1 protein-coding gene is annotated in these 309 nt (G+C 47.9%); it reads left to right on the forward strand.

Annotated features, from left to right (window positions below):
• On the forward strand, positions 1–309 hold a 309-nt coding region (locus GM79_RS23625), incomplete at both ends, for a transposase family protein (protein ID WP_152559807.1).

Here is a 309-nt window from a genome sequence, read left to right on the forward strand (position 1 = left end):
GCTGATGCCCAGCGAAAAATTATTTATCTCAGCCAGCTGGTGCCCGGGTCAGTGCATGATTTCACGTTGTTAAAACAATTGTTTCCCCCTGACAAGCAGTGGTTTGATGGACTGACGCTGCGATTAGATTCCGGTTTTCAGGGCTTTGCGAAGGGGTATGCATGCGGCAAGTTATTTCTTCCCACAAAAAAACCGCGTGGCGGACAATTGACCAAAAACAATAAGTTTCGCAATACGCAGCAGGCCCGCAAGCGCGTAGTAGTGGAACACAGCATCGGGGGTCTAAAAAGGTATCGTATTTTATCAGAC

Origin of the sequence: Hymenobacter sp. IS2118 (assembly GCF_000715495.1) — a bacterium.
Taxonomy (GTDB): Bacteria; Bacteroidota; Bacteroidia; order Cytophagales; family Hymenobacteraceae; genus Hymenobacter.